The sequence below is a fragment of the Bradyrhizobium sp. BWC-3-1 genome (genome assembly GCF_032917965.1).
Taxonomy (GTDB): domain Bacteria; phylum Pseudomonadota; class Alphaproteobacteria; order Rhizobiales; family Xanthobacteraceae; genus Bradyrhizobium; species Bradyrhizobium canariense_D.
The window spans coordinates 2,875,385-2,901,125 of sequence record NZ_CP136625.1 but is presented as its reverse complement, the minus strand read 5'-3'; the positions used below and the strand labels follow the sequence as shown (position 1 = coordinate 2,901,125).

Genomic DNA, 25,741 nt, shown 5'->3' with positions numbered 1-25,741 from the left:
GACAGGGAGGTGGGTGTGACGGCCCGACAATTCATGCTGGCGCTGGCCGCCGGCCTGCTCAGCGCATGCTCCGCAGCCCCGTCCCTGGCGCAGGACTATCCCAACCATTCGGTCCGGATCGTCGTGCCCTTCGGCGCCGGCGGGCCGGCCGATGTCGCGGCCCGGCAGATCGGCAATGCGCTCCAGGAGAGTTTTGGCCAGCCCTTCGTGATCGAGAACCGCACCGGCGCGGGCGGCGTCATCGGCACGGTCGAAGCGGCGAAGTCGCCCGCCGACGGCTACACGCTGCTGATGATGTCCAACACCCAGACCGCGAACGAATCCCTGCTGACGCCGGATAAACGCAAATACGAGCTGATGCGCGACCTCGCGCCGATCGCACCGGTGAACTCTTCCGATCTCGTCATCGTGGTGAACCCGCAAGTCGCAGCGAAGACGCTGCAGGAGTTCGTTGCCCTCGCCAAGTCGCAGCCGGGCAAGCTGAACTACGCCTCCTCCGGCCAGGGCACGCCCTATCACATGGCCGGCGAGCTGTTCAAAGCGATGGCCGGCATCGATCTCGTCCATGTCCCCTACCGCAACAGTGGCGAGGCCCGCAGCGGCGTGATCGGCGGGCAGGTGCAGATGATGATCGACGCGGTGCCGGCAATGGCGCCGAACATCGGCGAGAACCAGGTCCGCGCGCTTGCGACCACCGGCAAACAACGCTCAGCCGTGCTGCCGAACGTGCCGACCGCGATCGAGGCGGGGGTCGCAAGCTACGAAGCCACGATCTGGCTCGGCCTGATGGCGCCGGCCGGCACGCCGAAACCCGTGATCGACAAGCTCAATGCCGCCGTGAACGCAATGGTGAAGCGGCCCGACATCGTCAAGCTCTGGACTGCGCAGGGCGCGGTGCCCATGTCGATGACGCCGGAGCAATTCGACAAGTTCCTGCGCGGCGACATCGAGAAATGGGCCGACGTCGTCAAGAAGTTCGACAAGTCCTGAGGCCGTAGCGCGACAATGCCGACCATTCAATTCCAGCTCAACGGCAAGGCAGTAGCGGTGGATGCCGATCCGGATCAGACATTGCTCGATGTGCTGCGCGGCCGGCTCGGCGTCACAAGTCCGCATTTCGGCTGCGGGGCCGGCGAGTGCGGCGCTTGCCATGTCATGGTCGGTGATCGCGCGATGGCCTCCTGCGACATGCCGATGTGGTCGGTCGCCAACAAGGAGGTCGTCACGGTGGAAGGCCTCGGCACCGCGGAGCGACCGCATCCGCTGCAACGCACCTTTATCTCCGAGCAGGCGATGCAATGCGGCTATTGCGTCTCGGGAATCCTGATCAGCGCGGCGGCGCTGCTGAAGCGCAATCCGTCGCCGACGGAGGCGGAGGTGAGAACCGCGCTTGATCGCAATCTGTGCCGCTGCGGATCGCACAACCGCATGGTCCGCGCCGTGCTGCGGGCGGCCGCGGAGATGGCGACATCATGAGTGCGCCGTCCCCTGCCCCGATACTGCCGGTCAGCCTTGCGGCCAATCCCAAGCTGTCATCCTGGGTGAAGCTCGTCGGCGACGGCCGTGTGGCGATCTCGCCCGGCAAGGTCGAGATCGGCCAGGGCATCGTCACGGCCCTGGCACAGATCGCAGCCGACGAACTCGACGTCGATATTGGCCGCATCGAGATGATCCGCGCCTCCACGGCGGCAAGCCCGAACGAAGGCGTCACCTCGGGCAGCCTTTCGATCCAGCAGTCCGGCCGCGCGCTGCGCCACGCCTGTGCGGAGGTCCGCCAGCGCTTCCTCACCGCGGCATCCGAACGTCTTGGTGTCGATGCATCGCTGCTCGAGATCGATGACGGCACGATCTCGGGCCCCGGCAATGTCAGGACCAGCTATTGGGAGTTGGCCGGCGGCGTTTCGCTCGACCACGACGCCAATGCGAGCGCGACGGCGAAGATTGTCGCCAAGCGCACTGTGGCCGGACATCCGGTTCAGCGCATCGACATTCCCGACAAGGTGTTCGCACGGGCGCGCTTTATCCATGACTGTCCGCTGCCGGACTTGCTGCACGGACGCGTGCTGCGGCCGGACATCTCGGGCGCCAGGCTGATCGCGCTCGACGAGACGGCGACGCGAGCCGTTCCCGGCCTCGTCGCGATCGTCCGCGACGGCGGCTTTTCCGGCGTGGTTGCCGACAGCGAGGTAGCGGCGGAAGCCGCGCTGAAAGCCTTGCGCAAGGGGGCGACATGGTCGGCCGGCGAGCCGCTGCCGGATGAAAATGATCTCGCCGGGTTCTTGAAGAGCCAGCCGGTCGAGACCACCGTGATCGATGTCCGGACGACTGCGGCGACACCCAAGCTTGCGCGCACCCTCCGCCGGCAATACATCCGTCCCTACATCGCGCATGCCTCGATCGCTCCATCCTGTGCGATGGCCCGATGGGACGGTGACCGCGTCCACGTGTGGACGCACAGCCAGGGCGTCTACCTGCTGCGGGCCGACCTCGTGATCGTGCTCAAGCTGCCGCCAGAAAACATGGTGGTCGAGCACATGGAAGGCGCGGGCTGCTACGGACACAATGCCGCTGACGATGTCGCGCTGGATGCCGTGCTGCTGGCGAAGGCTGCCGGCGGCCGTCCGGTGCGGGTGCAATGGTCACGCTACGACGAGATGTCCCACGCACCGTTTGGCGCGGCGATGGCGATCGAGATCGAGGCCGATCTCGACGCGGACAACGAGATCGTCGGTTGGCGCCATGCGATCTGGAGCAACGGCCACGCGGCGCGGCCGGGGCGCGCGGCGCAGCCCGCGCTGCTCGCCGCAACCGAGATCACGAACCCCTACCCGCGGATGATTTCGACCAATCCGCCGGCGGCCAATGGCGGCGGCGGCGACCGCAACTCCGTTCCGCTCTACGACCTCCCCGCCTGGACGGTCACGAGCCACCGGCTGCTGACCATGCAGGTGCGGACCTCGGCGCTGCGGACGCTCGGCGGACAAGGCAATGTGTTCGCGATCGAGTCCCTGCTCGACGAGGTCGCCACCCTGCGCGGCGAAGACCCGATCGCGTTCCGCCTGCGCCATCTGCGCGACGAACGCGCGAAGGACGTCATCCGGGCCGCGGCACGACGCGCGCAGTGGAAACCGCAGAAGCAGGCCGGCATCGGTCATGGCGTCGGCTTCGCCCGCTACAAGAACATGGGGGCCTATTGCGCCGCGATTGCCGAGATCGAAGGCACTGAAGACATCCGCGTCAAGCGGCTGACGCTGGCGGTCGATGTCGGCGAGGCCATCAACCCGGACGGCGTCATCAACCAGATCGAGGGCGGCGCGATCCAGGCGACGAGTTGGGTGCTGAAGGAGCGCGTCCACTTCGACCGAACGCGCGTCACATCGACGTCCTGGACCGACTATCCGATCCTCACCTTCAGCGAGGTGCCAATGGTGGATGTCGAGATCGTTCAGCGGCCGGAGATCGAGCCCGTCGGCGCCGGCGAGGCCGCCCACGGCCCGGTGACGGCCGCGATCGCAAATGCCGTTTACGATTGCCTCGGCGTGCGCGTGCGCGACCTGCCGATCACCCGCGACAAGATCATTGCAGCCATGGAGCTGGCATCGTGACGACACTGAGCATTTTGAGCGGAGGCGCGGCGCAAGGCCTGGTGCGCGGCCTCAGCGATCCCTTCAAGACGCAGACCGGCTTCGGCATCGACGGCGAGTTCGGCGCGGTCGGCATCATGGCCGACAAGCTGCGCGCGGGGACGGCGGCCGATCTGGTGATCCTGACGCAGGCGCTGCTTGCAAAGCTTGCCGAAGAGACGCTCGTCGTCCCCTCCTCAATCACAAATGTCGGGCGAGTCGAAACCGCGCTGGCGGTCCGCAGCCGCGATCCCAAGGTGACGGTGACGACCGAAACTGACCTGCGCGAGGTGCTGCGAAGCGCCGATGCGATCTACGTCCCTGATACGAAAGCCTCGACCGCCGGACAGCACGTTGCAAAGGTGTTGGATCAGCTCGGCATCGCCTACGAGGTCGCCTCGCGCCTGAAGATCTTTCCGAACGGCACGACCGCGATGCGGGAGCTTGCGGCATCCAGCGCCAAACATCCGATCGGCTGCACGCAGGCGACCGAGATCATCGCGACCGACGGCATCGCACTGTCAGGAGCGCTGCCGCCGGGCTGCGAGCTCGTGACGATGTACACGGCCGGCGTGACCACGCGGGCCGCACATCCGCAAGAGGCGGCCGCGCTGATCGCGTTGCTGACCGGCGCAGACCGCAAGGATCTGCGCCAGCGCGCCGGCTTTGCCGGCTAGATAACCGCTTTATTTGTGTAACTGGGTGAGGCCGGTCGGCGGCCCGTCGACGGCCGTCCAGCCCCCATCGACGAACAGCGTGCTGCCGCTGACATAGCTCGCGGCGTCCGAGGCGAGATAGGCGACGGCGGTCGCGACCTCGTCGGCGCTGCTCCAGCGGTTGAACACGGTGTGGCCGGCATAGAGATTGTAGATGTCGGGACGCTGCTTGAACGGGCCGGTCAGCGCGGTCTCGGCGATGCTCGGCGCGATCGCATTGACGCGCACGCCGGAGCGTCCAACCTCGGAGGCAAAGCCCTTCACCAGCAGGCCGATGGCCGCCTTGGTCGAGCCGTAGACGCCGAGGCCGGGCTCGATGGTCACCGCCCGTACCGAGGAGCAGGCAATGATGCTGCCGCCCTTCTGCTCGACCATGATGCGGCCGAAGGCCTGGAAGAACCAGACCGTGCCCTTGATGTTGAGGTTGAGGACGCGGTCGAGATCCTCCTCGGTGTAGTCGAGGATGGTCTTGCGGATGTTGAGCCCGGGCGTCGTCACCGCAATGTCGAGCCGCGAAAATTTCTGCATCACGGTCTTGGCCAGCGCATTGACGTCCGCAGCGCTCGCGGCGTCACACCCAGCCGCCTCGGCCCAGCCGCCCTTCTCACGAATGCCGGCGGCAGTTGCTTCGGCGGCGTCAAGCGCGCGATCGGCGCAGACGACACGGGCGCCGAGCCCGGCCAGCGCCTCGGCCGACGACTTGCCGATGCCCGAGGCGGCGCCGAGCACCACGGCCGTCTTGCCGGTGAGATCGAAGAGCTTGCGATAGTCGGTCACGGATAGATTCTCCTGTATTGCTGCTATCCCTTGTAGCCCATCAGCAGGCGGGGCAGCCACAGCGAGAAGGCGGGAACGTAGGTCACGAACATCAGAGCTGCGATCAGGGCGGCGTAGAACGGCAGGATGGTGCGCATCACCGCGCCCACCGAGATGCCGCCGATGGCGCAGCCCACGAACTGCGTGGTCCCGACCGGCGGGGTGTTCAGCCCGAGCGCGCAGTTGATCAGCATCAGCATGCCGAACTGCACCGGATCCATGCCGGCCTTCATCGCAATCGGCAGGAAGATCGGCGTGCAGATCAGGATGGTCGCTGCCATGTCCATGAACGTGCCCAGCACGAACAGAATGACGTTGATGAGCAGGAAGATGACCCAGGGCTGCGTCGAGACCTTGCTCATCATCTCGCCGGCGAAGTCGGCCACCTCGTAAAGCCCCATCAGATACTGGAACATGGTGGAGACGCCGATCAGCAGCAGCACCACGCCCGTGGTCTTCACCGCCTTGGCCGCAGCGCGCAGGAAGTTCGGCAAGGTCATGGTGCGGTAGATGAAGAACGTCAGCAGGATCGTATAGGTGACCGCGACGGCCGCGGATTCGGTGGCCGTGAACACGCCGGACAGGATGCCCGCCAGGATGATGCCGACGATCAGAAGGCCGGGCAGAGCGGCCGCGAACGAGCGAAAAACCGCGGGCCAGCCCGGGAACTTGCCGGCCGGATAGCCTCGCTTCACCGCGACCGCGTAAGCGGCGACCAGCATGCACACCATCAGCACCAGGGCCGGCAGGAGCCCGGCGGCGATCAGCGCGCCGATCGAGACCTTGCCGCCGGCCGCGAGCGCATAGATGATCATGTTGTGACTGGTCGGCATCAGTGCTCCGACCAGCGAGGCATGGGTGGTGACGTTGACGGCGTAGTCGGTGTCGAAGCCTTCCTTCTTCATCATGGGGATCATCACCGCCCCCATCGCCGACACGTCGGCCACGGGCGAGCCGGAGACGCCGCCGAACAGCGTGCAGGCGACCACGTTCGACATGCCGAGCCCGCCGCGGATGTGTCCGACGAGATTCTTGGCAAGCTGCACGATCTTGTCGGCGACGCCGCCATGCAGCATCAGTTCACCGCTGAAGACGAAGAACGGGATGGCGAGGAAGGAGAAGATGTTCATCCCCGACATCATCTGCTGGAAGATGACGGCGACCGGCAGGCCTTCGTAGAGGATGGTGCAAATCGCCGAGAGGCCGATCGCGAAGGCGACCGGTACGCCGAGGACCAGAAAGCCGAAAAAAGTGGCGCCGAGGATGATCAGTTCCATGAGGGGACGACCTCTTCGCCGCGCAGGAGAGCGATGATGTGCTCGATTGAAAAGGAGACGATGAGGACGCCGGAGGCGATCAGCGGCACGTAGCGGATGACCTCGGGAAGCCCGAGATTGGGGATCTTCACGGTTCCGACCGAGGCCCCGAGGATCCAGCCGTTATAGGCCATCGCGACGCCGAAGCCGGCGACCAGGACGTGGATGACAAGCTCGATCTTCTCCCGCGCGCGATCCGGCAGCATCACCAGCAAACTGTCCATGCCGATATGTCCGGCATCGCGCACGCCCACGGCGGCGCCGATCAACGTGACATACAGGATAAGAACCAACGCAAGGTTCTCCGTCCAGGTCGGGCTGGAATTGAGCACGTAGCGTCCGAACACCTGGTAGAAGACGATGGTGACGATGACGAGCAGCCCGGTCACCGACAGGTACATCCCTAGCCGAGCGACGGGAGCATTGATCCGGGACAGCAAGCCGGTGGACGGGCGTCCGGCTACGTCCAGTTCGTGGTCTGCGACGTGAGGGTCTGTCATCCAAGTCTCCTTGCAAGTCTCCTTGCGCGCGTCCAATGCGTCGGTCAGGCGTCGCCAGTCGGCAACGCCGGACCGACGCTATGGCCTTACTTCGTGTCCTGGATACGCTTGACGAGGCTCTTCAGCTTCTCGTCACCCGCGAACTTGTCGTACACCGGCTTCATCGCGTCGACGAATTCCGCCTTGTTGGCGATCGTCACGACCTGAACGCCGGCCGCTTCGACCGTCTTGCGGGAGGCCTGCTCGCGTTCGTCCCAGAGCTTGCGCATGACGGGCACCGATTCCTTGGCCGCCTTGCGGACCATCGCCTGGTCCTCCTTGCTCAGCGTGTCCCAGACCGTCTTGGACATCACGAGAACTTCGGGCGCCAGGGAGTGCTCGGTGACGTTGTAGAACTTGGCGGCCTCGAAGTGGCGCGAGGACTCGTAAGAGGGCCAGTTGTTCTCGGCAGCGTCCACCAGACCGGTCTTGAGAGCGGTATAGACCTCGCCATAGGGCATTGGCGTCGGATTGGCCCCGAGGCTCTGGATCATGCCGACCCACAGATCGGATTGCTGGACGCGAATTTTCAGACCCTTGACGTCCGCGAGCGACTTGATCGGTGCCTTCACGGTGTAAATGGACCGGGCGCCGCTGTCGTAATAGGCAAGGCCGATCAGGCCTGCGGGCGCCATGGCCGCCAGGATCTCGTCGCCGATCGGGCCGTCAAGGACAGTGCGCATGTGCTGCGTGTCCCGGAAGATGAAGGGCAGGCACAACGCGATGGTTTCCGGCACGAAGTTGTTCAAGGGCGATGCGTTGATCCGCATCATGTCGAGGGCGCCGATCTTGAGCTGCTCGATGGTGTCCTTCTCGGAGCCCAGCGCACCGTTGGGGAACACCTTCACGCCGAGCTTGCCGCCGCTCGCCGCGGCGAGCTGCTTGCCCATGAACTTGACGGCCTCGACGGTTGGATAATCGGCGGGATGGATGTCGGCGGAACGGAAATCGCGTGCGGTCGCCAAGGGGGCTGAGACCGCCAGCAGAGCGGCTGCGATGACGCCGGTGAGTATCTTCATCTGGGCTTCCTCCTGAGGTGATTATATCGTTGGGCAGATGCTGCGGGCCGCCTTGGGTCGCTCCACTTCCGGTGTGAAGTCAAGCGCCATCGTCGTCCCTAGGGCGCGCGGCATTCTCTGTCCAAGCCAAATCCGGCATCGATCAATGCTAGAGTTGCATCGATGGATCAGACCGGCTTTGGGCAGACAGCCGGCTCCTCGTCCAGTTTTTCCGAAATCATCTGTCGTCTGGCGCGGCAATCGTTCATGCGCGTTGCTTGACGCGGCCGGTGCGGTCCTCTCAAGATGCTGCGAAGCAAAACGGACATCCCGAGGAATGCCCATGCCGCGGAAGCTGATCGACATCTCCGTGCCGCTCAGAAACGACGTGACGGCGGATCCGCCGGGCAATCACCCGACGATCCAGTACATCGATCACCAGCAGGGCCTGCCGCGGATGCTGCAGTTCTTCGACGGCCTCACGGCACAGGATCTGCCGGACGGCCAGGGCTGGGCCGTCGAGCAGGTCTCGCTGTCGACCCATAACGGCACGCATCTCGATGCGCCCTGGCACTTCCATCCGACCATGAATCGCGGCGAGCGGTCATGGACGATCGACGAGGTCCCGCTGGAATGGTGCTTTCAGCCCGGCGTGAAGCTCGACTTCCGGCATCTGCCCGACGGCTACGTGGCGAGCGCCGACGACGTCGAGAAGGAGTTGAGGCGGATCGGGCATGCGCTGTCGCCGCTGGAGATCGTCGTCGTCAACACCGGCGCCGGCGCCAGGTTCGGCCAAGCCGACTATGTCAGCTCAGGCTGCGGCATGGGCTATGAGGCCACCATGTACCTGCTCGAACGCGGCGTGCGGCTGACCGGCACCGACGGCTGGAGCTGGGACGCACCGTTCGTCCACACCGCGAAGAAATATGCCGAAACGAAAGATGCCGGCCTGATCTGGGAGGGCCACAAGGCGGGACGGCACATCGGCTATTGTCATCTCGAGAAGCTGCACAATCTCGACCAGCTGCCTTCGACCGGGTTCACGGTCTCGTGCTTTCCGGTGAAGATCGAGCGCGCGTCCGCGGGCTGGACCCGCGCCGTCGCGATCATCGACAGCTAGCTGTCGAGCCCGCTCTCGGCGAGTTCGCGCAAGGCATTAATGTCGAGCACGACGATGGCGCCGTGCTCGAGGCGAACCCAGTTGCGGCCCGCCCAGGCGCGCAATTGCTTGTTGATGCTCTCGCGCGTCATCCCCACCATCTCGCTGATCTCCTGCTGCGTGATGGCGAGCGTGCCGCTGCCGGAGTCGAACTTGCGCTCTTCGGTGAGGCCGAGCAGCGCGCTCGCAAGCCGGCCCGGCAGATTTTGCAGGATCACCTGCTCGACCTGCTGACTGGTCCAGCGCAGGCGCGCGCAGAGCAGCTCGATGAATTTCATTGCGAGCGCCGGCTGGCTCTTCACGAACGGCAGGAAGTCCCGGCGATCGATGATGTAGAGCTCGCAATTGGTGTTGGCGGTCGCATCGGCCGACCTGGGGGCGCCGTCGAGCACCGCGATTTCGCCGAAGATCTCTCCGGGACCGATCAGATTGAGAATGGCGTTACGGCCGTCGGGCGACGAAGAGGAAATCTTCACCGTCCCTGTGATCACCGCGAACAGATTGTTGCCGGGATCGCCCTTGGCAGCGATCGTCGCGCCGCGCTTCACCGTGGTGTGCTTGGCGTAACGGCAGAGCTGATCCAGCGCCTCCGGCTCCAGATCCGCAAAGATCGGGTGCTTGCGCAGGACCGATAATTTATTCCCCGCCGCTTGTCTGGGGTCGTCGCCGGTCTTGTCCTGAGGCACGCCACTGGGCTCCTAAGACTGCGAGGCACTGGGGTCCCTGCGTAGTCAGTGTAGCCCAGTTTTTCAACCGGAAAGCATGTGCCCTATTTGAGGCAAACGCGGCGAACATGCCGCGGCCAGGCGTGAAGCCGGCAGCCGAAGGATGAGCCAATGCGTCCCAGTCGATGCAGAGTTGCAAGTGCCGCACGCCACCTTGCGTTGAGGCGCTGCCACCGTCCCGAACTCGCACGGCATAGCCCGCCCCGCGGGCGCCGCAAGATGGGACGGTGATCTCAGAAGCTTCGACGCGACTCGGGCCGGCCTGTACTGGTTTGGCGGTCTGCCCAGGCCAGAGCCCCGGCGAATGTGACAAAGATTGCCACGACAATGGTGCTCATAAGCAACGCGTCAGCCGGCATAATGCCCTCCCCTGTGGTTTGAGCATTATTCGGGGCGGGCGGCCGAATGCATTGATCCCGATCAAAATCGAGCAGCGCTGCGTCGGAATCAGGCTGCGGCCAAGGCCTCGACCTTCGCCGGATCGAGCAGGCTGATCCCGCCATGAATGACCTCGATCACGCCGTGGCGCTCCAGCTTGGTCAAGGTGCGGCTGACGGTCTCGATGGTCAGGCCGAGGTAGTCGGCGATGTCCTGGCGGCTCATTGGAAGCGGAACCGTGTCCAACGCCCGCTTCAGCGAGACCAGCCGCTCGCGCCAGCCGAGCAGAAAGGCCGCAACCTTTTCGTCCGCCGAACGGCGGCCGAGCAGGACCATGTGGTCCCGGGCCTGGCTCAGCTCGCGAATCGCCAGCTCGTTGATCCGCCTGAGGAGATGCGGCCGGTCTTCGATGAAACGGCCGAAGGGTGACTTCGCGAACTGGCATACCGTCACCGCGCCGATCGCATCGGCCGAAAAATTGTGCCTGCCCGAAATATTCATCCCCAGGAAATCGCCGGGCAAGGCAAAGCCCACGATCTGCCGGCGGCCGTCGGGCAGCAGCTTGTACAGCCGCATGACGCCCTCGAGGAGATTGTAGAACGAGGTCGTGATGTCCTCCTCGGAGAACACAGTCTCGCCTGAGGAAAAATGGACCCGCCGGCCGAGATGCTCGAATTCCCGAAGCTCGACCGCATCCAACGACGAACAAACCGCTGATGCGCGGACGGCGCAATCGCTGCAGAGCTGCCAGTTCGGCTCAATCGTGACTACGGGCTTCATCGACCGCTCCAAGCGCCGGCTGCCCATCAGGCCCATCCCGCCGCGCAGCTGCATTTTACTGCAGTGCGCCAAAGCCGGTTGACCCAGATCAATTTTGGAGGGAATCCCCGCTCTATTCTTCTCCCAGACGTAAATGGGGTCGCTTTACATGCTGCAAGGAACGCTGCGTCACGGCTTGATCGGGTTGCTTCTGATGACGCCTGCCCTGGCTGCCCCGACCGCCGAACAACGCGGCAAGGCCTTTGCGCGAGCCAATTGCACGCGCTGCCACGCGATCGACCGTGCGTCGAACAGTCCGCTCAAGATCGCACCGCCGCTGCGGACCCTGCACCAGCGCTATCCCATCGAGAGCCTTGGGGAGGCGCTGGCCGAGGGCATCAACACCGGCCACGCCGACATGCCGGCCTTCGAGCTCAGTCCGGACCAGATCCACGATCTCCTGTCCTACCTCAAGACCCTGGAATAGTCGCCCTCACACCGCCTGCACCGTCCAGCCGATCAGCTCCTTCGCGATGCGTGTGAAGGCCACACCGAACGCTGCGACCGCTATGGCCGGCTCGACCTTGTCGAGCTTTTCGCTGGTCTCGAGGAGACGCGAGGCGATCACCTTGCCGTTCTTGTCGACGATCCGGGCCGACAGTCCGATTTCGACCCGTGCCTCCCCCTCGGTGGCAATGCGGAAGCGCCTGAGGTCGATCAGCAGCTGATACTCCGCCTGCCCGAGATCGGCCGTGCGCAACGGCGCGTGGGCGATGTCGTAGTTCTCGAAACTGTCGATCAGACGCGCCTGTATCAGCTTGGGAATGCTGTCGGCCCAGAGGAAGTCCGCAAAGCCCGGATTATCGCCGCCCGGCGCGAACAGCATGCGCTGGGTCTGGAGCATGGCGACCGCCGTCGGCTCGGGAATGGCCAGTGACGCCGAGAGCGTCTTGCCGGCCGGACCGAGGTTCTGCGGCGTGCGCAGGTCATAGGTGACTTTCTGCGCCGGCGTTCCGCCACCGGTCATCTTCTCCAGGCCCGCCAAAATGCCGTCAATCTTGCCGGTGTTGCGCGCAAGCCCGTCGGAGAAGGTCTTGAGATTGGCGATGGTGTCCTTCAGCGGACCCGAATTGTCCTCCAGCACGGTATCGACCCGCCGCAGTGCATCGCGCGCGGCCTGCGTCATGCTCTGGCCCGCACCGGCCTCGGCAATCAAGGTCGGGGGCTCGCCGGATTTAGTGACGATGACGCCTGCCTCCAGCGTCACCACCGGCACGCCGGTCAGCCCCTGGAAATCGAGCCCGACCCTGCTGTCGGCGCGCACCGGCGTGGTTGAAGCAACCGAGATCGTCGCATTGACGACGCGTGGATTGTCCGGCGAAAGCCCGAGCTGGGTGACCTCGCCGACGCGGATGCCGTTGAACAGCACGCCGGCGCCGACCAGAAGACCGGGCACCGGGCCCTGGAATTGCACGTGATAGCTGGTGCGCGGCCCGATCCCGCCGGTGTTGTTCAGCCAATAGACGAAGCCGAACACCGTGAGGATCGCCGCCAGGACGAAACTGCCGATCAGCACGTAGGGAGCGCGGGTTTCCATGTCTCATCTCATCTCGTGTTGCAGCATCCGCGAGCGCTTGCCGTGGAAATAGGCGCGCACCCAGGGATGCTCGGATTGCAGCAGCTCGCGCATCGGACCGATCGCCACGATCTTGCCGTCAGCGAGAGCGGCGACGCGGTCGCAGACCGTGGTCAGGCTCGCCAGATCATGGGTGACCATGAACACGGTGAGGCCGAGGGTCTTTTGCAGCGTCCCGATCAGCGCATCGAAATCGCCCGCCGCGATCGGATCGAGGCCTGAGGTCGGCTCGTCCAGGAACAGGATCGGCGGATCGAGCGCGAGCGCGCGCGCCAGCGCCACGCGCTTGGTCATGCCGCCGGATAGCTCCGCCGGATATTTATCGGCATCCTGGGGCCGCAGCCCGACCATTTCGAGCTTGGCGATCGCGATCTCGTCCATCAGCTCCTGCGACAGGACGAGATTTTCACGGAGCGGAAACTGGATGTTCTGCCGGACCGTCAGCGAGGAGAACAGCGCGCCCTGCTGGAACAGGATGCCCCAGGTCGTGGCCGCACCTTCGGTGCGGCCGCCGATTGGCCGTCCCGTAACCTCGATGGTCCCGCCTTGGCGCGGGATGAGGCCGATGATGGTTCGCATCAGCACCGACTTGCCGCCACCGGACGCCCCCACGAGCCCGAGGATCTCACCCCGGCGCACGTCGAGCGACAGACGATCGAGCACGGTCTGCCGGCCGAAGCCGACCACGAGGTCGCGGACGCGGATCGCGAACTGCTCTTGCGATTCGCCCATGATCACATTCCGATCGAGGCGAAGAAGATCGCGAACAGGCCGTCGAGCACGATCACCAGGAAGATAGACTTGACCACCGACGTCGTGGTCTGTCGTCCCAGCGACTCGGCGCTGCCCTTCACGCGCAAGCCCTCGCTGCAGGCGACTACTCCGATCACCAGCGCCATGAACGGCGCCTTCAGGATGCCCACCTCGAAATGGGTGACCGAGATCGCCTCGTGCAGCCGCGCGATGTAGATCGCCGGCGCCATACCGCCGTAGAACTGCGCGACCAGGCCGCCGCCATAGAGTGCGGCAATCGATCCGATGAAGGCAAGGATTGGCAGCGCAATCACCAGGGCCGCAACCCGCGGCAGAATCAGGACGTGGACGGGATCGAGGCCCATGGTCGAGAGCGCATCGATCTCCTCGCGCATCTTCATCGAGCCGAGCTCGGCAGTGTAGGCGCTTCCCGAACGGCCGGCGACCATGATGGCGACGATCAGCACCCCGAGCTCGCGCAGCACCAGGATGCCGACCATGTCGACCGTGTAGGACTCCGCGCCGAACCTGCGGAAATGGAAGAATCCCTGCTGGGCGATGATAGCGCCGATCAGGAAGGTGATCAGCACGACGATGGGGATGGCCTGCCAGCCGATGCGGTAGAGCTGATAGATCAGCGATGTCAGCCGCAGCGAGCGCGGCCGGCGCAGCACGCCGATCACGGCGATGAACAACGCGCCCAGCATTTGGAGAAAGATCGTGATGTCTTCGCGCGCTCCGACCGTGGACTTGCCGAGATCGTTCAGTCTGAGCAGAACCGGGTTGGGTGCGGGCGCCGGCAGCGGCGTGTGGCGGTTGACCTGGCGCACCTCGTCCATCAGGCCGCTGAAATGGTCGGCGACACCGATAAACTCGGCCGCTTGACCGGATGATGAAGCCCTGCGCGATAGCTTTTCCAGGACCCAGGCGCCGAGCGTGTCAAGCGCGCTGACGCCCGACATGTCCAGCGTCACGGCTCTGGATCGATCGACATCCGCCCCGACCGACCGGGACAACGTCTCCAGCAGCGACACGTTCGCGGCAATCCACGGCCCTTCCGGGCACAATTTCAGCTCTTCGCCGGAGGGCCTCGCCAGCAACAGCGGTTCGGAGTTCACGATTCCACCTCGTCGGGACAACCGGGGCCCGTTCAGCCGGCAGTTCTAGGCCAGCATGGGGCGGCTGGCTTGACCTGTCTCAAGGCCAGCTGTAGCGGCGCGCTCAGAGCTTCAGCCTGACATCGCATATATCCGGCTCGGTCGGATCCGGCTTCACATCGAAGCCGAGCTGGCGACACATCTCCAGCATGGTGGTGTTCTCCCTGAGAACATCACCCGAGATCGCCTTGAGGCCTTCCGATCTCGCGTAGTCGATGATCAACTGCATCAGGGCCCATCCCAGACCTTTGCCCTTGAGATCGGACCGCAGCAGGATCGCATATTCGCCGCTCTCGTAGATCGAGTCCGAATGGAGTCGGACAACGCCGACCATCTCACCGGTCGCCTCGTCGAATGCGATAAAGGCCATCGCGCGCGCATAGTCGAGCTGGGTCAGGCGCGCGATGAACTCGTGAGTGAACTCCTTCATCGGCGCGAAGAAACGCAGACGAAGATCGTGCGCCGTGACATGACGCAGGAATGCGTGGATGGTCGGCTCGTCCTCCGGACGCAGGGGCCGCGCGAAGATCCGCCAGCCCTCCTTGAGCTTGAGGCGGCGCTCCCATTGCGACGGATAGGCCCGAACGGCGAAGTTGGCGGCGCCGGAGCCGGCAAACTTCCGTTGCGGCGGCCCGACCGCGACGCGAGCGTCGACCGCGGTCACGCCGGTTTCATCCGCCAGCAGCGGATTGATGTCGAATTCGCGGATCTCGGGAATGTCGGCGGCCATCTGCGCCAGCTTGACCAGGACCATGGCGACGGCGTCGGGCTTCACCGCCGGCACGTCCCGGTAAGCGCGAAGCAGCCGGGACACGCGCGTGCGGTCGATCAGGTCGCGGGCCAGTTGCAGATCGAGCGGCGGCAGCGCAAGCGCCTTGTCGTTGATGATCTCGACCGCGGTCCCGCCGCGGCCGAACACAACGACCGTGCCGAAGGTCGGATCGTCGGCGAGGCCCAGAATCAACTCGCGGGCCTTAGCCTTCACCACCATCGCCTGCACGATGACGCCCTCGATGCGAGCTTCGGGACGCAGCTTTCTCGCCCGAGCGATAATGTCGGTGGCAGCGGTGCGCACCGCCTCGACCGTCGTCAGATTGAGCACGACGCCGCCGACATCGGATTTGTGGACGATGTCGCGCGACATGATTTTCAGCACGACGGTGGCGCCTTGCGCAAAGATGTCTTTCGCGTAGGCCACCGCCTGCTCGACATCGGCCGCGGCGTATGTGGGCACCATCGCGATATCGTAGGCTTCGAGCAGGTGCTTGATCTCGACGGGTTCGAGCCATTGGCGGCCGTCTGCGATGGCAGCAGCTACGATCTGTCTTGCGGCACGTGCGTCCGGCACAAAAGTCTCGGGCATCGCCGGTGGAACCTGGCTCAGTTCCTCCACGACTTCGCGGTGCCTCACGAGGTACATGAAGCCGCGCACGGCATCATCCTCGGTCGGATAGTTCGGGATGCCGGCGCCGGACAGTGTTTCGATGATGTTCTGGTCTGCTCCGATCCACGAGGCGAGCACGGGCTTGGCCCAATTGCGGTGCTTCTCGCGATATGCCTTGACGCGTTCGGTCACCATCGTTGCGATATCGGCAGCCGAGGCGATCGCGGTCTGCACGTTGAGGACGAGGACCGCATCGTTGTCGGGATCGGCAAGCAACACGTCGAGCGCCGCCGCATAGCGCGACGCATCGGCGTCACCTACGATGTCGACGGGATTTGCGCCGGACCAGGTCGGCGGCAGCGCGTCATCGAGTTTCTTGCGGGCGTCCGCCGAGATGCTCGCCGGAATGCCGCCGAGCTCGACCAATCGATCGATGGCGAGGACACCGATGCCGCCGCCATTGGTCAGGATGGCGAGGCGCTTTCCCGCCGGCGACTCGACGCGGCCGAGCGTCTCGGCGCAATCGAACAGCTCGCGCAGATCGGAGACCCGCAGGACGCCCGCGCGGCGGAACGCCGCGTCATAGACGGCGTCGGCCCCCGCGAGCGCACCGGTATGGGTGGCGGCCGCCCTCGCGCCCTGCGCCATTCGGCCGGACTTCACCACGACGACCGGCTTCACGCGCGCCGCGGCACGCGCGGCCGACATGAACTTGCGCGCGTCCTTGATGGATTCGATGTAGAGCAGAATCGCGCGGGTCTTGTGATCCATCGCGAAATAGTCGAGCAGATCGGCAAGATCGACGTCGATTTGATCGCCGATCGAGACGATGCCGGAGAAGCCGACGCCGCGCTGCGCGGCCCAATCGACCATGCCGGCCGCGATCGCCCCTGATTGCGAGATCAGCGCGAGATTCCCGGGCCCCGGCATGTGCGCGGCAAAACCGGCATTGAGGCTCACGCCGGGCATCATGATGCCCAGGCAGTTCGGCCCGATCAGCCGCATGCCGTATTTGCGGGCCGCAGTGATGGCGGCCTCGTGCAGGGATCCCGGTCCGTGGCCGAGCCCAGCCGAGACAATCAGGGCACCGGCCGAGCCGCGCCGCCCGGCTTGATCGACAATGCCGGGAACCGCGCGCGCCGGCGCGGTGATGATCACAAGCTCGGGCAAGAACGGCAATTGATCGAGGCTGTCCACGGCCGCGACGCCGCCGATCTCGGCATGGCGCGGATTGACGAGGCCGAACTGTCCCGTGAATCCGGCCTTACGGATGTTCTCCAGAACGGCGCGTCCAACGGAGACCGGGCGGGCGCTCGCACCGACGAGCGCAACCGAACGCGGCGACAGCAGGTTCTTCAGACGATAGATTGACATGAAAGCAAATGCGCCCGGTCGGTGGCGGTTCCGATGGTTGACGATCAGGCCGATAAACTGGCGATCCGCCTAGTACGAGAGCATAACCCAGCACGGTGGTTCGCCAATGACGGTCTTTGTCACACCGCCCCAAACGATCTCGTTCAGGCGCGAATGATGGTAGGCGCCCATCACGATCGCATCGATGGCATGGGAATTCGCCCAGCTTCCGAGCACCTTGCCAATCGAGCTGCCGTTGCCCTTCGCGGTTTCGAACGAGGCGTAGACCCCGTGTTCCCTCAAATGATCGACCAGAGCCGTGCCGGATTGCACGATCGCGTCGGACTTGTCGTCCGCCACGGTCACCACGCGGACCAGGGCTGCTGCCTGAAGGATAGGCAGCGCGTCGCCGACCGCACGCGCCGCACGCGCGGAATGATCCCAGGCGATCATGACGTTCTCCAATTCCGGGCGCAGCTCGTCCACATGCTGCTCCGGGCAGAGCAGCACTGGCCGCCCGGATTCGAACAGGAGCGTCTCGATGATGTGCTCGGTTCGGCTGTCGTGTGGCGTCACGGGGAGCAGCGTGAGATCGCTGAAGCGTCCGTGCTCGGCCAGGACTGACGCGATCTGGTCTGCCGGCACCTTGGCCGACCGGCTTTGAGCGCGAATGCCGGTGCGGGAGGTTGCGCGGGTGAACGCATCCAGGAGATGCTGACTGTCGCCCGCGCCAAGCGTCCGGTTTGCCTCGGTCGCATCGGGGAGCATCACCTTCGGCCGCACGAAGACATCCTCCTCAAGTGCCAGCGCGGTGATCCTGGCGCCGAGGTCGGCGGCAACGGCCACGCATGTCTCGATCGCAGCAAGGGCCGGGCCGCGTGGCTGGCCGACGAGCGGCAGAAAGACGTCCTTGATCGGCATCGGGATTCTCCTCAGGCACCAGAATAGGCCGGCTTTGGTCGGGACGCTTGATCCTCGTCAAGCCCGGGAACTTCGACCGGCCGGAAGGAGACAGGCGTTGACCGAAGTCAAGGACTGGCCGCGATCTGCTTCTATGGATTACCCTGATCGCGGGTGAGCCGCTTCCGACGCATCTGGACGTACCAGCTGGAATGACAGACGATTCTGCGACCCAGGACCGGATCTTTGCGGCGCTCACCAATTCCGCGGGTCATCCGAACGTGAGGCGGATCGATACGCACGCAGCTTCGGTCTTCCTCGAAGGCAGGCGCGCCCTGAAAATCAAGCGCGCCGTGCAGTTTCCATTCCTCGATTACTCAACGCTCGAGAAGCGCAAGGCGGCGTGTGAGGAGGAGATCAGGATCAACCGGCCGCTGGCGCCGCAGATCTATCACCGCGTCGTGGCGATCACGGAAGAGCCCGATGGATCGGTGAAGGTCGACGGAAGCGGCCGGCCGATCGAGTATGCGGTCGACATGTTGCGCTTCGACGAAAGCCGGACGCTGGATCATCTGGCCAAGGCCGGAGCGCTGGATGACACTTTTGCCTCGGCTGTCGCCGACGCGATCGCGGCTTCGCATGCGCAGGCTGTTTGCGCCGACGGCAACGCATGGGTTTCCTCCATCCCCGGCCTGATCGATGGCAACAGCAATGGCCTGCGGACCGGCAATCATTTCGAAGCCGAAGAGATCGCAGAACTCGGCAGAGACTCGCAAGCAATGTTCCTCCGCCTCCGACCTTTGCTCGAAGAGCGCGGCCGAAAAGACTTCGTGCGCCGCTGCCATGGCGACCTGCATCTTGCGAACATCGTGTCGATCGACGAGAAGCCGGTGCTGTTCGACGCCATCGAGTTCGACGCCCGGATGGCAACCACCGACGTGCTCTACGATCTCGCATTCGGATTGATGGATCTGTTGCACCACAATCAGGCACGCGCGGCCAACATCGTGCTGAACCGCTATCTCGCCGCGACTCCGGTCGAAAATCTCGACGCGCTCTCCGCACTGCCGCTGTTCATGTCCGTCCGGGCGGCGATCCGCGCCCAGGTCGCGCTGGCACGGCTGAAGCCGCCGCATTCCGATGATCCCAGCATTCTCGACGGGGCGCGGCGCTATTTTGGCCTCGCCCGCGCGCTGATCCAGCCGCCCGCTCGCCGGCTGATTGCAATCGGCGGATTGTCAGGCACCGGAAAGACGATTTTGGCACGCGCGCTCGCGCCGGACGTTACGCCGCGGCCGGGCGCCGTCGTGCTGCGCAGCGACCTCGTCCGCAAGCAGATGTTAGGGGTCGAGGAAACGGACCGGCTGCCGGCATCCGCATACACGCCGGAGGTCACGGCCCGCGTTTACGACATGCTGGCTCAGCACGCCGGGCGGGTGCTGGCGCAAGGCCATTCAGCGATCATCGACGGCGTGTTCGCCCGTCAGGGCGAACGAGACGCGGTCGCCACCCTGGCGCGCGAGCGCAACGTCCCGCTGAGCGGCCTGTTTCTGGTTGCAGACCTCGCGACCCGGCAGGCGCGGATCGGGGGCCGCCGGGGCGACGCATCCGACGCCACGCAAGAGGTTGCCGCGCTGCAAGAGCACTATAATATCGGCCATGTCGGTTGGGCGACCATCGATGCATCCGGGACGCAAGAGCAGACGCTCCAGAACTGCCGGGACGCGATCGCCGAGAGCAAGTAAGGCAATCTGCAAATGGCGCGACCCAGCACGAGTTCGACGGCCGCGCGCGTCAAGCCTGCGGCGAGGCGCAATGCCCTGCCCGGCCGCCTCAGCCCCGGCATGGTCTGCGACACGGCGTTCCGGATCATCGCCCGCCGTCACCTCGCCGCCGTTCGCGCCCAGCATGACGGCACCTGCCGCGGCGATCCCGAGGCACTGCACCAGATCCGGATTGCACTGACGCATCTGCGCACCGCCATCCGCTTCTTCTCGCCGATGGTCGATGACGCCCTTCGCCCGGAGGTCTGGACCGAACTGAAATGGCTGAACAGCCAGCTCGGGGTGGTACGGGACCTCGACGTGGCGATCGAACGGGTCATCGCCGAAAGTGGCGGCGAGTTGACCGTGATTGCCGAGCTCCAGCACTGGGATGAGAAGCGCGCCGAGAGCCATCGCCAGTTGGCGCGCGCGCTGCAATCCGCGAGGTATCGCCATCTCGTCGAGCAGACGTCAGCCTGGATCGAGAGCGGCCTCTGGTCGACCCGGCGCAGCAAGGAAGCTATCAGGCTACGCCGCTGCACGCTCGCCGACCACGCAACAGCGAAACTCACGGAATGGGAAAAGACGCTGCTCAAGAAAGCACGCAAGCTCCGCAAGCTCGATGTCGAGAAACGGCACAAGCTGCGGCTTCTCAACAAACGGCTGACCTATTCGATCGAGTCGCTCGAGGACCTGTTCGCAGACGAGTCGCTGACAAAGCAGCAGTCGATCCTCAAGCAATTGCGCAAGGCGCAAAAGTCCCTCGGGCGATTGAATGACGATGCGCGAGGGCAAACCTTGGCGGCGTCATTGAACGAGGCCGTTCCCGAGGCGGGCATTCGCTTCCTCAACCGCAAGCGCGAAAAGAAACTGTTGCGGACCGCCTCGCGCGCCTACCGGAAACTCGACAAGGCCAAGCCGTTCCGCTCCGCCGATCTTGCGCCGGATGCGGAGCCTGAGAACTAGGTGATCTCGCCAAGGCGAACCTAAAAAAGACGAGCTGGGCCAGCCGTCGGCTCAGCGCGGAATGACGGCGGTGGCTTCGATTTCGACGCGCGCCGCCTTCTCGACGAGCCGGACGACCTGAACCAGCGCCATCGCCGGGTAGTGCGCGCCAAAGATGGCGCGGTAGGCCTTGCCGAGCTCTTTCAGGTTCGTCAGGTACTCGTCCATGTCGACGACGTACCAGGTCAGGCGCACCAGATGCTCGGGCTGCGCACCGGCCTCCGCGAGGATCGCGGCGATGTTGCCTAGGGTTTGGCGCACCTGCGCGACAAAACCCTCCGCGAGACGCTCCTCGTCATCCCAGCCGATGACGCCGCCAGTGACGACGATGCGTCCCTCGGCGGCCATGCCGTTGGCATAGCCTTTCGGTACCGGCCAACCGGACGGCTGGAGCACCTGCGCCCTGGATCGGGTTTCATCCTCGGCTGTTGTCGGCAGCACCGCGAGGTGCGGGCCTTTCGGCGTGGTCACTGACAATTCTCTATCCTTCTCATTCCGCCGCGACGCCGGAGGACGGCACCGCGGTCTGCGCCAGTTGCCGCAGGGCAAAGCGCTTTAGTTTGCCGGTCTCGGTCTTCGGTAGCTGCGTCACGAACTCGATCGCGCGCGGATATTTGTATGGCGCGATCTCGCGTTTGACATGCTCCTGCAACGCAGCCACGAGCTCGGCATCCGGCGTTACGCCCGGCGCGGCAACGACATAGGCCTTCACGATCATGCCGCGCGCCTCGTCTGGCGCGCCGACGACCCCGCATTCGACGACCGAGGGATGCGTGAGCAGCGCCGCCTCGACGTCCGTGCCTGCGATGTTGTAGCCGGCCGACACGATCATGTCGTCCGAGCGCGACTGATACCAGAAATAGCCGTCGCTATCCATCAGATAGGTGTCGCCCGTGATGTTCCAGCCGTTCTGGACGTATTTGCGTTGCCGCTCGTCGGCGAGATAGCGGCATCCGGTCGGCCCGCGGACCGCGAGCCGTCCCATCGTGCCCGGCGGCAAATCATTGCCGGAATCGTCGACGATCTTCGCTTCATACCCCGGCACCGGCTTGCCCGTCGCACCGGGCCGGATGTCGTCCTCGGTCGCGCTGATGAAGATGTGCAGCAGCTCGGTCGAGCCGATGCCGTCCATCAGCTTGATGCCGGTCGCCTTCAGCCAGGCATCGAATGTCGGCTTGGGCAACGTCTCGCCGGCGGACACGCATTTGCGAAGCGAGGAAATATCGCGGCCCGGAAGCTTGCCAATCATCGCCCGGTACGCGGTCGGCGCGGTGAAACAGACCGTGGTCTTGTACTGCTCGATCGCATTCAGAATGTCGTCGGGCGCCGTCTTCTCCAGAACGACAAAGGAGGCACCGATGTGCATCGGAAACAGCACGCCGCCGAAGCCAAACGTGAAGGCGAGCGGTGCCGAGCCGACGAAGCGATCCGTCTGCTCCGCCCGCAAGATGTTGCGCGCATAACCATCGCAGACCGCCAGCATGTCACGGTGGAAATGCATGGTGCCCTTGGGATCGCCGGTCGTGCCCGACGTGAAAGCGATCAGACAGACGTCGTCGGATGCAGTATCGACAGCTTTGAACTCCGGACTTGCATCCCCCATCAGCGCCTCGAGCGAGTCGCCACTGCCGGTGCCCCAATAGACCACGCGCTTGAGGCTGGGGGCTGCGGCTTTCGCTTTCTCCATTTCCTCGGCGAGCTTGCCATCGCAGAGCGCGAGTGTGATCTCCGCCTTCTGGATCGGATAGGACAGCTCCTTGGCGCGCAACAGCGGCATCGTCGCCACCACAATGCCTCCGGCCTTGATCACCGCCAGATAGGTCGCGACCATCATCGGATTGTTGGCCGAGCGAAGCAGCACGCGCCCGCCGGTGACGAGACCAAGCTTGCCGACCAGCACATTGGCGATGCGGTTCACGCGCGTTTGCAGCTCACGATAGGTGTAGCTGACGGCGGGGCTGATCACGCAGGCAGCGTCGCCATGTCCCTGCTCGACCCAGCGGTCTAGGAAATAGCTGACGCAGTTCACGCGGGGCGGATATTGCAGTTCCGGTCGTGTGAAGATGAATTCCGGCCAGAGCTCGCGTGGCGGAAGATGCTGCCGCGCGAACGCATCGACATGGGCTGTCGCGGCATTGTCGTCATGCGAGCCCGAGATTTGAACCTTGGCGGCGTTGGCCATCGCACGCTCCTTTCAGCATGGAAAGCACCCGGCAGCACTCACTCGGAAACATTTTAGGCTTAAAGCAATTTCGCGCAATAGCGGATTTTGGGCATCCCATGCTTTTTCCGGCGGCAAACGGGATTGGTGGGTGCCTCAGCCGCGGACCTACGCCCGGCGGCGAGCGGCCGATTTCTGCGCCGATGCCTTGGTCTTGGCGAGCAGCCGCATCAATTCGCGCACATCCTTCGGCGTCAGATCGGCGAAGAGATCGGCGATCCAAGTTTCGTGTTCCGCGGCCATTCTGCGAAACTCGGCGCGACCGAGTTTAGTCAGCCGGATCACCTGGACGCGGCGGTCCGTCTCCGACGTGCGGCGGTCGAGATGACCGGATTCCACGAGGCGCTCGACCAGACCGGTGACGTTGCCGTTCGAGACCATCATGCGCTTGGAGACGTCGGACAGCGTCATGCCGTCGGGTGCCTTGTCGAGCTGCGCCATCAGGTCGAAACGGGGCAATGTGACGTCGAAGCGCTGCCGCAACCGGCCACGAACCTCGCCCTCGATCAGGGTCGTGCAGGTCAAGAGGCGTAGCCACAGCCGAAGCTCTTCGGCGTGATCCTCCGGAGTTTCGACGGCCTTGGTCTCGGAATCGAGCATGTTGATGCAGTCACTCGCGGCCGGCATTGGCGCCCGGCACGGATCCCCCACGTTTTGAGCTTCAAATAAATCGACGCCGGCTGCAAGCGTAAAGCCGCAACAATCGACCGCATGCCGATTTCTTTAGGCTTCAAATAATTGGCGCGCCGCTTGCATGCACCGCTGCCCGCCGGATGACGACGCTTTGAGCTCGCTTGCCGCGGCAGCAATCATCGGCATAAACTTGGATTGGAGTAGCGGCTTGCAGCGCAAGTCCTGTTGTCACGGGGGACAGATCATGAAGACGCAAATGACGTTGGCCGCAGCCGCCTTGCTGCTTGGCACCGCGGTGAGCCCTTCCCTCGCTCAGGAGAAAATCAAGCTGGGGGTAATCGTGACTCTGTCGGGACCCGCCGCTGCACTCGGCCAACAGGTTCGCGACGGCTTTGCGCTCGGGGTCAAGGATCTCGGCGGCAAGATGGGCGGCCGCGAAGTCGAGGTCGTCGTGGTCGACGACGAATTGAAGCCGGACGCAGCGGTCACCAAGGTCAAGGGGCTTCTGGAGCGCGACAAGGTCGACTTCGTGGTCGGCCCGATCTTCTCCAACATCCTTCAGGCGATCCACCGGCCGGTGACGGAATCGAAAACCTTCCTGATCAGCCCCAATGCCGGCCCATCAACTTTTGCCGGCAAGGATTGCAACCCGTTCTTCTATGTGACCTCGTATCAGAACGATCAGGTGCACGAAATCCTCGGCAAGGTCGCGCAGGATCGCGGCTACAAGCGCATGTATCTGATGGTGCCGAATTATCAGGCCGGCAAGGACTCGGTCGCCGGCTTCAAGCTCGACTACAAGGGTGAGATCGTCGAGGAATCCTACATGCCGCTCAACACGCTGGACTTCCAGCCGGAGCTTTCCAAGATTTCGTCACAGAAGCCCGATGCGCTCTTCACGTTCATGCCCGGCGGCCTCGGGGTCAATCTCGTCAAGCAATACAAGCAGGCCGGCCTCGCCGACAGCATTCCGGTGCTCTCGGCTTTCACGGTGGATGAATCGACCTTACCGGCGCAGCAGGACGCGGCGGTCGGCATGTTCGGCGGCGCGAACTGGGCGCCCAATCTCGACAATCCCCAGAACAAGAAGTTCGTCGCCGCCTACGAGACCGCCTTTAACGGCGTGCCCGGCACCTACGCCTTCCAGGCCTATGATGCCGCGATGCTGATCGACAGCGCCGTCAAGGCCGTGAAGGGCGATCTCTCGAACAAAGTTGCGGTCGCGGCCGCTCTGAAAAAGGCCGACTTCACCTCGCTGCGCGGCGCCTTCAAGTTCAACACCAATGGTTATCCGATCCAGGATTTCTACCTGACCAAGGTCGCCAAGCGCGCGGACGGCAAGTTCCAGACCGAGATCGTTCAGAAAGTCTTTGAGAATTACGGCGACCGCTACGCCAAGGACTGCAAGGCGGCGAACTAAGCCGCACGGCGCGTTGAGGGAGGATCACAATGAAGAGCGAAATCACCGGCATTACACGGGCCAATGAGGGAATCCAGGGCATCTCCTGGAACATCCTCGGCCAGACCTATGTGCCGAAGAGCAACACGGAGCACAGCTTCTCCTGGCATGCGACGCTGCCGCCGGGCACGTTCGTGCCGCCGCATATCCATCCCGACCAGGATGAATATCTCTATATGCTGGAGGGCAAGCTCGATTTCATGCTCGGCAATTCCGAGTCGCAGGCGACCGCGGGCGACCTGATCCGGCTCGGCATGGGTGTGCCGCACGGCATCTTCAACAAGTCGGAGCAGACCGCGAAGGTGCTGTTCTGGGTGTCACCGACCCGCAAGCTGTTCGACCTGTTCTGGGGCCTCCACAACATGAAGGAACAGAAGCCCGAGGACGTGGTGGCGATGGCCGCCGAGTTCAACATCCACTTCCTGCCGCCGCCTCCCGGCGGCTAGCA

At 64.4% G+C, this 25,741-nt stretch carries 24 protein-coding genes; 10 read left to right on the top strand and 14 right to left on the bottom strand.

Features of this window, described 5'->3' with window-relative positions:
* Positions 1 to 33 precede the first annotated feature (33 nt).
* From RX329_RS13980 to RX329_RS13965, 4 genes are read left to right on the top strand one after another with little or no spacing between them, the layout of a single operon-like run.
* Positions 34 to 990, top strand: coding sequence for a tripartite tricarboxylate transporter substrate binding protein (locus RX329_RS13980; protein ID WP_317246406.1), 957 nt, complete (start codon positions 34 to 36; stop codon positions 988 to 990).
* Positions 991 to 1,005: 15 nt separating this feature from the next.
* A complete protein-coding gene (locus tag RX329_RS13975; protein WP_317245969.1) occupies positions 1,006 to 1,476 on the top strand; it encodes a (2Fe-2S)-binding protein in 471 nt (156 codons plus the stop codon).
* Positions 1,473 to 3,605 carry a xanthine dehydrogenase family protein molybdopterin-binding subunit gene (locus tag RX329_RS13970; protein ID WP_317245968.1) on the top strand — a complete coding sequence of 711 codons (2,133 nt, stop codon included), beginning with the start codon at positions 1,473 to 1,475 and terminating at the stop codon, positions 3,603 to 3,605. The genes RX329_RS13975 and RX329_RS13970 overlap by 4 nt, the downstream gene beginning before the upstream one ends.
* Complete coding sequence (locus tag RX329_RS13965) at positions 3,602 to 4,300, top strand: substrate-binding domain-containing protein (RefSeq protein ID WP_317245967.1); 699 nt, start codon at positions 3,602 to 3,604, stop codon at positions 4,298 to 4,300. Before RX329_RS13970 ends, RX329_RS13965 begins: the two co-directional genes overlap by 4 nt.
* Positions 4,301 to 4,309: 9 nt before the next feature.
* Here the strand turns inward: RX329_RS13965 and RX329_RS13960 are convergent, their stop codons facing one another.
* The 4 genes from RX329_RS13960 to RX329_RS13945 form a co-directional block, all read right to left on the bottom strand.
* Positions 4,310 to 5,116, bottom strand: coding sequence for an SDR family oxidoreductase (locus tag RX329_RS13960; protein ID WP_317245966.1), 807 nt, complete (start codon positions 5,114 to 5,116; stop codon positions 4,310 to 4,312).
* A gap of 23 nt (positions 5,117 to 5,139) precedes the next feature.
* Complete coding sequence (locus RX329_RS13955) at positions 5,140 to 6,432, bottom strand: TRAP transporter large permease (RefSeq protein WP_018454806.1); 1,293 nt, start codon at positions 6,430 to 6,432, stop codon at positions 5,140 to 5,142.
* Entirely contained in the window at positions 6,423 to 6,971 is a 549-nt protein-coding gene (locus tag RX329_RS13950) for a TRAP transporter small permease (RefSeq protein WP_026232817.1), read from the bottom strand. The genes RX329_RS13955 and RX329_RS13950 overlap by 10 nt, the downstream gene beginning before the upstream one ends.
* Positions 6,972 to 7,057: 86 nt before the next feature.
* Complete coding sequence (locus RX329_RS13945; RefSeq protein WP_085349491.1) at positions 7,058 to 8,029, bottom strand: TRAP transporter substrate-binding protein; 972 nt, start codon at positions 8,027 to 8,029, stop codon at positions 7,058 to 7,060.
* 322 nt (positions 8,030 to 8,351) lie between these two features.
* On the opposite strand from RX329_RS13945, the gene RX329_RS13940 reads away from it, so the two are divergent.
* A complete protein-coding gene (locus tag RX329_RS13940; protein WP_018454809.1) occupies positions 8,352 to 9,128 on the top strand; it encodes a cyclase family protein in 777 nt (258 codons plus the stop codon).
* Here RX329_RS13940 and RX329_RS13935 read toward each other — a convergent pair.
* Both RX329_RS13935 and RX329_RS13930 read right to left on the bottom strand, forming a co-directional pair.
* A complete protein-coding gene (locus RX329_RS13935; protein WP_018454810.1) occupies positions 9,125 to 9,853 on the bottom strand; it encodes a Crp/Fnr family transcriptional regulator in 729 nt (242 codons plus the stop codon). The genes RX329_RS13940 and RX329_RS13935 overlap by 4 nt on opposite strands.
* 486 nt (positions 9,854 to 10,339) lie before the next feature.
* Positions 10,340 to 11,050, bottom strand: coding sequence for a helix-turn-helix domain-containing protein (locus tag RX329_RS13930; protein ID WP_317245965.1), 711 nt, complete (start codon positions 11,048 to 11,050; stop codon positions 10,340 to 10,342).
* Between the two features lie 148 nt (positions 11,051 to 11,198).
* On the opposite strand from RX329_RS13930, the gene RX329_RS13925 reads away from it, so the two are divergent.
* A complete protein-coding gene (locus RX329_RS13925; RefSeq protein ID WP_317246405.1) occupies positions 11,199 to 11,516 on the top strand; it encodes a cytochrome c in 318 nt (105 codons plus the stop codon).
* 6 nt (positions 11,517 to 11,522) lie between these two features.
* Here the strand turns inward: RX329_RS13925 and RX329_RS13920 are convergent, their stop codons facing one another.
* From RX329_RS13920 to RX329_RS13900, 5 genes are all read right to left on the bottom strand, one after another.
* On the bottom strand, positions 11,523 to 12,626 hold the full coding sequence (locus RX329_RS13920) for an ABC-type transport auxiliary lipoprotein family protein (RefSeq protein WP_317245964.1): 1,104 nt from the start codon (positions 12,624 to 12,626) through the stop codon (positions 11,523 to 11,525).
* A 3-nt stretch (positions 12,627 to 12,629) separates the two neighbouring features.
* A complete protein-coding gene (locus RX329_RS13915; protein WP_317245963.1) occupies positions 12,630 to 13,397 on the bottom strand; it encodes an ABC transporter ATP-binding protein in 768 nt (255 codons plus the stop codon).
* Between the two features lie 2 nt (positions 13,398 to 13,399).
* Positions 13,400 to 14,536, bottom strand: a complete 1,137-nt coding sequence (locus tag RX329_RS13910; protein ID WP_317245962.1) for an ABC transporter permease — start codon at positions 14,534 to 14,536, stop codon at positions 13,400 to 13,402.
* A gap of 103 nt (positions 14,537 to 14,639) precedes the next feature.
* Positions 14,640 to 17,333: a bifunctional acetate--CoA ligase family protein/GNAT family N-acetyltransferase gene (locus RX329_RS13905; protein ID WP_317245961.1), complete on the bottom strand. Its 2,694-nt coding sequence runs from the start codon at positions 17,331 to 17,333 to the stop codon at positions 14,640 to 14,642.
* 69 nt (positions 17,334 to 17,402) lie between these two features.
* A complete protein-coding gene (locus RX329_RS13900) occupies positions 17,403 to 18,233 on the bottom strand; it encodes a universal stress protein (RefSeq protein ID WP_247471747.1) in 831 nt (276 codons plus the stop codon).
* Between the two features lie 191 nt (positions 18,234 to 18,424).
* On the opposite strand from RX329_RS13900, the gene RX329_RS13895 reads away from it, so the two are divergent.
* Both RX329_RS13895 and RX329_RS13890 read left to right on the top strand, forming a co-directional pair.
* Positions 18,425 to 19,957: an AAA family ATPase gene (locus RX329_RS13895; RefSeq protein ID WP_317245960.1), complete on the top strand. Its 1,533-nt coding sequence runs from the start codon at positions 18,425 to 18,427 to the stop codon at positions 19,955 to 19,957.
* 12 nt (positions 19,958 to 19,969) lie between these two features.
* Positions 19,970 to 20,941: a CHAD domain-containing protein gene (locus RX329_RS13890; protein ID WP_085384660.1), complete on the top strand. Its 972-nt coding sequence runs from the start codon at positions 19,970 to 19,972 to the stop codon at positions 20,939 to 20,941.
* Between the two features lie 51 nt (positions 20,942 to 20,992).
* Here the strand turns inward: RX329_RS13890 and RX329_RS13885 are convergent, their stop codons facing one another.
* The 3 genes from RX329_RS13885 to RX329_RS13875 all read right to left on the bottom strand — a co-directional run bounded on the left by RX329_RS13885 (position 20,993) and on the right by RX329_RS13875 (position 23,828).
* The gene (locus RX329_RS13885) at positions 20,993 to 21,451 is read right to left on the bottom strand and encodes a RidA family protein (protein WP_085360091.1); all 459 of its coding nucleotides are present in this window, start codon (positions 21,449 to 21,451) and stop codon (positions 20,993 to 20,995) included.
* A 19-nt stretch (positions 21,452 to 21,470) separates the two neighbouring features.
* Positions 21,471 to 23,162, bottom strand: coding sequence for a benzoate-CoA ligase family protein (locus tag RX329_RS13880; RefSeq protein WP_317245959.1), 1,692 nt, complete (start codon positions 23,160 to 23,162; stop codon positions 21,471 to 21,473).
* Positions 23,163 to 23,309: 147 nt separating this feature from the next.
* The gene (locus tag RX329_RS13875) at positions 23,310 to 23,828 is read right to left on the bottom strand and encodes a MarR family transcriptional regulator (RefSeq protein ID WP_317245958.1); all 519 of its coding nucleotides are present in this window, start codon (positions 23,826 to 23,828) and stop codon (positions 23,310 to 23,312) included.
* 250 nt (positions 23,829 to 24,078) lie between these two features.
* Between RX329_RS13875 and RX329_RS13870 the strand changes: the two genes are divergently transcribed.
* Positions 24,079 to 25,254, top strand: a complete 1,176-nt coding sequence (locus RX329_RS13870; RefSeq protein ID WP_317245957.1) for an ABC transporter substrate-binding protein — start codon at positions 24,079 to 24,081, stop codon at positions 25,252 to 25,254.
* Between the two features lie 29 nt (positions 25,255 to 25,283).
* The gene (locus RX329_RS13865; protein ID WP_007601580.1) at positions 25,284 to 25,739 is read left to right on the top strand and encodes a cupin domain-containing protein; all 456 of its coding nucleotides are present in this window, start codon (positions 25,284 to 25,286) and stop codon (positions 25,737 to 25,739) included.
* The last annotated feature ends 2 nt before the right edge of the window (positions 25,740 to 25,741 follow it).

Excerpts from the sequence above, each read along its gene's own strand:
- RX329_RS13955 (WP_018454806.1), bottom strand. The coding sequence starts at position 6,432 with ATGGAACTGATCATCCTCGGCGCCACTTTTTTCGGCTTTCTGGTCCTC.
- RX329_RS13915 (WP_317245963.1), bottom strand. The coding sequence starts at position 13,397 with ATGGGCGAATCGCAAGAGCAGTTCGCGATCCGCGTCCGCGACCTCGTG.
- RX329_RS13920 (WP_317245964.1), bottom strand. The coding sequence starts at position 12,626 with ATGGAAACCCGCGCTCCCTACGTGCTGATCGGCAGTTTCGTCCTGGCG.
- RX329_RS13950 (WP_026232817.1), bottom strand. The coding sequence starts at position 6,971 with ATGACAGACCCTCACGTCGCAGACCACGAACTGGACGTAGCCGGACGC.
- RX329_RS13945 (WP_085349491.1), bottom strand. The coding sequence starts at position 8,029 with ATGAAGATACTCACCGGCGTCATCGCAGCCGCTCTGCTGGCGGTCTCA.
- RX329_RS13940 (WP_018454809.1), top strand. The coding sequence starts at position 8,352 with ATGCCGCGGAAGCTGATCGACATCTCCGTGCCGCTCAGAAACGACGTG.
- RX329_RS13865 (WP_007601580.1), top strand. The coding sequence starts at position 25,284 with ATGAAGAGCGAAATCACCGGCATTACACGGGCCAATGAGGGAATCCAG.
- RX329_RS13925 (WP_317246405.1), top strand. The coding sequence starts at position 11,199 with ATGCTGCAAGGAACGCTGCGTCACGGCTTGATCGGGTTGCTTCTGATG.
- RX329_RS13875 (WP_317245958.1), bottom strand. The coding sequence starts at position 23,828 with ATGCCGGCCGCGAGTGACTGCATCAACATGCTCGATTCCGAGACCAAG.
- RX329_RS13930 (WP_317245965.1), bottom strand. The coding sequence starts at position 11,050 with ATGAAGCCCGTAGTCACGATTGAGCCGAACTGGCAGCTCTGCAGCGAT.
- RX329_RS13975 (WP_317245969.1), top strand. The coding sequence starts at position 1,006 with ATGCCGACCATTCAATTCCAGCTCAACGGCAAGGCAGTAGCGGTGGAT.
- RX329_RS13895 (WP_317245960.1), top strand. The coding sequence starts at position 18,425 with ATGACAGACGATTCTGCGACCCAGGACCGGATCTTTGCGGCGCTCACC.
- RX329_RS13970 (WP_317245968.1), top strand. The coding sequence starts at position 1,473 with ATGAGTGCGCCGTCCCCTGCCCCGATACTGCCGGTCAGCCTTGCGGCC.
- RX329_RS13905 (WP_317245961.1), bottom strand. The coding sequence starts at position 17,333 with ATGTCAATCTATCGTCTGAAGAACCTGCTGTCGCCGCGTTCGGTTGCG.
- RX329_RS13890 (WP_085384660.1), top strand. The coding sequence starts at position 19,970 with ATGGCGCGACCCAGCACGAGTTCGACGGCCGCGCGCGTCAAGCCTGCG.
- RX329_RS13880 (WP_317245959.1), bottom strand. The coding sequence starts at position 23,162 with ATGGCCAACGCCGCCAAGGTTCAAATCTCGGGCTCGCATGACGACAAT.
- RX329_RS13980 (WP_317246406.1), top strand. The coding sequence starts at position 34 with ATGCTGGCGCTGGCCGCCGGCCTGCTCAGCGCATGCTCCGCAGCCCCG.
- RX329_RS13900 (WP_247471747.1), bottom strand. The coding sequence starts at position 18,233 with ATGCCGATCAAGGACGTCTTTCTGCCGCTCGTCGGCCAGCCACGCGGC.
- RX329_RS13870 (WP_317245957.1), top strand. The coding sequence starts at position 24,079 with ATGAAGACGCAAATGACGTTGGCCGCAGCCGCCTTGCTGCTTGGCACC.